Origin of the sequence: Psychrobacter sp. Sarcosine-02u-2 (assembly GCF_002836335.1) — a bacterium.
In the GTDB taxonomy this organism is placed as follows: domain Bacteria; phylum Pseudomonadota; class Gammaproteobacteria; order Pseudomonadales; family Moraxellaceae; genus Psychrobacter; species Psychrobacter faecalis.
Map to the genome: position 1 here is coordinate 1 of NZ_PJBX01000017.1, position 5,955 is coordinate 5,955.

The following is a 5,955-nucleotide window of genomic DNA, read 5'->3' on the forward strand; positions in this document are numbered from 1 at the left end:
CGAGCTTTGTTAAATGAGCCACTTATTTTTAATTTTTGGAGAGCCTTATGCGTCTTTTTAACTCTACAACCTCTCAGCCTCAAGCCCTCAGCTATTCTAAACTTGCATTAGCTTGTCTTCTTGCTCTTGGTACGGTAGGAATGGTCGGTTGTGATAAATCAACCCCTGATAAGGCCACAGCAACCAGCGTGGAAACCACTCAAACCACAAAAGACAGCAAAGCGCCAACCACCAAAAATGGCGAGCTACCAGTGATTGATGCGGTTATCACCCATGCGCCTGAAGTACCACCACCCATCGATCGTGACTATGCGGCAAAAGTCATCGTAAAAATGGAAACTGTAGAAAAAACCATGCGTCTAGCAGATGGCGTTGAGTACAACTTCTGGACATTTGGCGGGCAGGTACCAGGACAATTTATTCGCGTACGTCAAGGCGATGAAATTGAGTTTCACTTATCAAACCACCCTGATTCAAAAATGCCGCACAATATTGACTTACATGCGGTGACAGGTCCAGGGGGCGGTGCCGCTTCTTCGTTTACCTCTCCTGGTTATACCTCAGAGTTTAACTTTAAAGCCTTAAAACCAGGCTTGTATGTCTATCACTGTGCGGTAGCGCCCGTCGGTATGCACATCGCAAACGGTATGTATGGTCTAATTTTGGTTGAGCCAGAAGGCGGTTTACCGAAGGTTGATCGTGAATTTTATGTCATGCAGGGCGATTTTTATACCAAAGGCAACTATGGCGATAAAGGCCTACAACCTTTTGATATGGAAAAAGCGGTAAAAGAGCAGCCAGATTACGTGTTATTTAACGGTTCAGTTGGCGCGCTTACCGGTGAAAACTCGTTAAAAGCCAACGTCGGTGAAACGGTTCGTCTATTCGTTGGTAACGGTGGTCCTAACTTGGTGTCATCATTCCACGTGATTGGTGAGATTTTCGACAAGGTCAACATGGAAGGCGGTAGCGCTGAAAACCATAATGTTCAAACCACCCTTATCCCTGCAGGGGGCGCCGCGATTACCCAGTTCAAAGTAGATGTTCCAGGCGAGCTTGTGATGGTTGACCACTCTATTTTCCGGGCATTTAACAAAGGTGCGCTTGGTATCATCGATGTCAAAGGTGCAGAGGACAAGAAAATATATTCAGGAAAAGTGCGTGAAGACGTCTACTTACCTGAAGGCTCAGCGGCACAAAGTCTTGGTAAAACCAATGCGCCTGCGCCAGTCGTGACCGCTGCCAACAAGCAAGAAAGAATTAAAATGGGTGAGTCTGTTTACGCTAGTAACTGCGCGGCTTGTCACCAATTAAATGGTGCTGGTATACCAAAAGCCTTCCCACCATTGGCCAAGTCTGACTACCTTAACCAAGACCCAAAACGCGCCGTCGATGCTATCTTGCATGGCTTGACGGGTAAAATTACCGTCAACGGCGAGGAGTACGACAGTGTCATGCCAGCTGTTGCCCTAGATGATGAAAAAATCGCCAACGTCGTTACTTATATTATTAACAGTTGGGGCAATAAAGGTGGTGAAGTGACGCCAGAAGAGGTCAAAGCTGCTCGTAAATAACCTAGAAAGCTACGCTAGTTAATAGGGTTGCAATTAGACTGTTCGATGAAAAAACTCTCATTGAACAGTCATTTTCAATACAGTATCTGATTGAACAAGCGTTTGGCACCGTCCTTTTTTTGGTTTACTAGGAGATTAGTTATGTTATGGACTTACATTACTAACACTCGCAAAAGCAACACTCGCAGCATTGAGATTCAAAAAAACAACACTCTAAATATGAACGCTCGGAATATTGTGCATACAACCGCTCGCCCGCTCGCACTGTTATTGGTCGTTAGTGCTCTGAGCATGACAACCGACTTTGCGTTGATAAGCACGCAAGCGCAAGCAAAAGAGCTGACTATTCGGCCCGGCACTTATCGTCCGTTATATTTGAGCAAAAACTCACCATTGGTGGCAGTCGATACATTCAAAATTGATGAGCTACCCGTCACCAATATACAGTTTTATCAATTTATAAAAGAAAATCCAAAGTTTCGCCAACGTGCCATTGCACCTATTTTTGCCGATTCTGGTTATCTAAAGCACTGGATCAATACCAAAAATATCTCTGTGCCTAAAAAGGCGGATTTCCGTAAGCCTGTAGTCAATGTGTCATGGTATGCCGCCAATCAGTATTGCCGTGCGCAAAACAAGCGCTTACCAACGGTTGAACAGTGGGAATATGTCGCACAAGCTTCTACCAGCAATAAAAATGGCAGCTTGGAGGCCGGTTACAACCAGCGCATTCTTAATTGGTATGGTAAGTCTGCTGGCAACAAAGACCAGCTTGCCGATGTCGGACAAAGCCCTGCCAACTATTGGGGCGTCAAAGACATGCACGGTTTGATTTGGGAATGGACAGAGAATTTTAATAATAGCTTGGTCACTGGCGAATCACGTTCAGACAGCAATCTAAACCAAGAAATGTTTTGTGGCTCGGGTGCAGCAGGTGCGGTCGACCCAAGTGATTATGCAGCCTTTATGCGCTATGGTTTTCGCTCAAGCTTAGAAGCCAAATACACGGTCAGCAGCCTAGGTTTTCGCTGTGCTAGTAATTAACTTGCCCTAACATAGCGCTCTACTTTAACCTAGCACCCTTTTAACACAGCGCCCTACTTTTTATGCTCAATTGAATTTAATGGTATTTAAGGATTGCCTTATGAAAACAATAAAAACTATGCAAAATACAAGTTCAAAAAATACAGTAACTCAGCCATTGTCTCATCTGGCTTATGCTATCAAACTGGCTTTGACTACTGGGCTCTGTATTGGCTTACTCGCCTGTAGCAATCCTGACGCGATTAACTCGGCGACGACGCAAGACAGTCAAGCTGATACTACTTCTGAATCTAAAGTCGCGACAGATAATCATCACGACATGAAAGGTAAGGATCATCAACAGATGAATCATGCCGATATGAATGCCCAAGAACCAGCAGAAGCGCTCGGGCAAGAGTATTCTATTTATCAAGCAGGCGGCGACTGGACAGATCATCGTGGCAATACCTTTGAGCTTGATAAGCTTGAGGGTAAAAATCAAGTGGTGGTGATGGCTTATACCAGCTGTCAGCATACCTGCCCTATCTTGGTGCAATCCATGAAACAGATGTACAAAGAGATGACGCCTGAAGCACGTGCGCAAACGGAGTTTTTACTGGCGACTTTGGACACGGAGCGCGATACGGCCGAAGTGATGAAAAACTTTGCTGAGCATAATAATCTTGGTGATAACTGGCGCCTGATTCGTAGCGATGAAGCCAGCACCCGCATGCTTGCCAACACCTTAAATATCAAATATCAATTTGCCGATAATGGTGATATTAACCACTCTAATCTGATATCTGTATTAGATAAAGACGGTCGTTTGGTCGCCCAAGGCGTTGGGGTTGCCGACTCTGGCATTGAGCCATTGATTGAGTATTTAAACAGCCATAGTTAAGCATTTAAAAATCATACTTGTAACCTTTACTTTTAAATTTACCTGTATCTAAAAGACAAAGAAACACCGCTTATCTACTAACAGACAAGCGGTGTTTTTCATTGTGTCATCAGCTACGGCGCTGATTTTGGCGTTAAGCCTTTCAGTAAGTATTTAGTTAAGCACTGAAACCTAAACCGCCAAAGCCAAACCTTTTTTGACGCGCATATCGCCGGTTTCAACATAACGCTGATGCCAAGATAAAGATTCATCGAGCAAATGCGGCGTTTGCATGCCAGCCGTCTGTGCAGCACGATCATAATAATCTTGTAGCATTGGACGATAGTCTGGATGTGCACAGTTATCAATGATTTTTTGCGCGCGTTGACGTGGTGACAAACCACGCAAGTCCGCCAGACCTTGCTCAGTGACGATAATCATCACATCATGCTCAGTATGGTCAACGTGTGACACCATGGGCGTGATGCATGAAATAGCGCCGCCTTTAGCAACTGACGGGCTGACAAACATTGAGGTAAAGGCATTACGCGCAAAGTCGCCAGAGCCGCCCAAACCATTCATCATATTGGTACCCATGACGTGGGTTGAGTTGACATTACCATAAAGGTCACACTCAATCATCGCATTGATAGCGAGCACGCCAAGACGACGCGATACTTCAGGATGGTTAGTGATTTCTTGTGGGCGCAAAATAATACGTTTGCGTAATTCTTCGATATTGGCATTAAAACGTGCTAATGCCTCTGGGCTTAATGACATCGCCGTTGCCGACGCTTGGGTCATTTTGCCTGACATAATCAAATCTAACATACCGTCTTGCAATACTTCGGTATAGCCAGTTAAGTTTTCAAACGGACTGGCTTGTAAGCCCGCCAATACTGCATTGGCAACGTTACCTACACCAGATTGAATCGGTAATAAGTTGGCTGGCATGCGACCTTTTTTCACTTCTTCATGGAAAAAGTCGATAATGTAGCCGGCAATTTTGGTTGAGCACTCATCAGGATCGGCAAACTTACTATTGCGGTCCGGTGAATCGGTTAAGACCACGGCGACGACTTTATCCAAATCACAAGTTAGGTACGGCTCGCCAATACGCTCACCCGGTGTGGTAATCGGAATCGGTTTACGATGCGGCGGCAAACCAATGTCATCAAAAACATCGTGCATACCTTCTAACAATAAGCTTTGGCGGCTATTTACTTCTAAAATAATTTGATCGGCATTGTGCAACCATGCGTTATTGGTACCGATAGAGGTAGATGGAATCAGGCGACCATCTGGCAAAATACCGGCCACTTCAACCACCGCCATGTGCATGTCACCATAAAAACCAAAGGTGCTTTGCTGAGCGACGTGTGATAAATGCATGTCAAAATAATGCGTTTCACCAGCGTTGATTTGCTTACGTAGCGCAGGCTCTGACTGATAAGGCGTGCGCATCTTGATACCATTGGCTTCAGCCAAGACGCCGTCGCATTCTGCAGCGGTCGATGCGCCGGTTAATAAACCGATTTTAAATTCTTCGCCGCGAGCTTGCGCCGCTTTTATACGCTCTGCTAACGCAGCTGGGACGGCTTTTGGATAACCTGCCCCTGTGAAACCGCTCATTCCAACATTCATATCATGCAAGATAAATGTTGCTGCTTGCTCTGCTGACATGATTTTTTCACGCAAACCTTCGTGACGAACGCGCTCTTCGTGGCTAATTGCACTCATACCTTTTTTCCTAGTAACTTCCCTATTAACACCAAACCCTCAAAATAATGAGACGTTTGATACCGAAACAGCAATAAAATACAATGGAGTATATTAACAACTTTGGGATAAAAGACAAGTTGCTTGTCTCAAATTTTAATTTACGTCCTTAAAAACTACTTTTAATAATTAACAATAGTTCATAAAATTACAAGAGATGAGATTTGTTTTTTGATTATTTTTAAAGCAATAACTTGAAGCTTTTTAGCTATATAAAGTTAAAAAATCTTAAATAACTATACAGTAATTAAAAATACTATTAACTAAATTTTAAAAATACTCTAAGATTAATTTTAGTCTTGATGGAAGTCTAATAAGGATAGAGGGTGCTTAACTGCCAAATTTATGAGAAACCTAGATAAGCGCTTGGTGTTAAAGAGAATTATATCTTTGACTTTTAATGAGTTAGCAAATGCAAACATCTAAAAGATAGCGCTTATTTTAAATAAAATGATAATAATAAACATAAATATTATTTTTCTTACTTTAATAATCGTATAACTATTAACTATAAATCTTCAGGGATTAAGAGTTGGTTTGTAATTTGTGTGCTTATTTAACACTCTCTAAAAAGTGACCGTGTTTTTAAATAGAAGATTATTTTATATCAGCCATAAAACCTGATATTTAATTATAATTCTAGGGTGTGTTGACATATATAGAATAATTGATAATCATAGTGTTATGACTAGATTAACC

General features: G+C 42.9%; 4 protein-coding genes. 3 read left to right on the top strand and 1 reads right to left on the bottom strand.

Features of this window, described 5'->3' with window-relative positions; translation table 11 throughout:
* The first annotated feature begins 47 nt into the window (after positions 1–47).
* The 3 genes from nirK (at position 48) to CXF58_RS00755 (ending at position 3,498) form a co-directional block, all read left to right on the top strand.
* Positions 48–1,574, top strand: coding sequence for a copper-containing nitrite reductase (nirK, locus tag CXF58_RS00745; protein WP_228706497.1), 1,527 nt, complete (start codon positions 48–50; stop codon positions 1,572–1,574).
* 141 nt (positions 1,575–1,715) lie between these two features.
* Positions 1,716–2,618, top strand: a complete 903-nt coding sequence (locus CXF58_RS00750) for a formylglycine-generating enzyme family protein (RefSeq protein ID WP_228706498.1) — start codon at positions 1,716–1,718, stop codon at positions 2,616–2,618.
* Positions 2,619–2,718: 100 nt separating this feature from the next.
* Positions 2,719–3,498: an SCO family protein gene (locus tag CXF58_RS00755; RefSeq protein ID WP_180952485.1), complete on the top strand. Its 780-nt coding sequence runs from the start codon at positions 2,719–2,721 to the stop codon at positions 3,496–3,498.
* A 171-nt stretch (positions 3,499–3,669) separates the two neighbouring features.
* Here CXF58_RS00755 and CXF58_RS00760 read toward each other — a convergent pair whose 3' ends face one another.
* Positions 3,670–5,217 (bottom strand): acetyl-CoA hydrolase/transferase family protein, encoded by a 1,548-nt coding sequence (locus CXF58_RS00760; protein ID WP_102076275.1) that lies wholly within the window; start codon positions 5,215–5,217, stop codon positions 3,670–3,672.
* Between the last annotated feature and the right edge of the window lie 738 nt (positions 5,218–5,955).

Coding starts and splice junctions, on each gene's coding strand:
- nirK (WP_228706497.1), top strand. CDS start 48: ATGCGTCTTTTTAACTCTACAACCTCTCAGCCTCAAGCCCTCAGCTAT.
- CXF58_RS00750 (WP_228706498.1), top strand. CDS start 1,716: ATGTTATGGACTTACATTACTAACACTCGCAAAAGCAACACTCGCAGC.
- CXF58_RS00755 (WP_180952485.1), top strand. CDS start 2,719: ATGAAAACAATAAAAACTATGCAAAATACAAGTTCAAAAAATACAGTA.
- CXF58_RS00760 (WP_102076275.1), bottom strand. CDS start 5,217: ATGAGTGCAATTAGCCACGAAGAGCGCGTTCGTCACGAAGGTTTGCGT.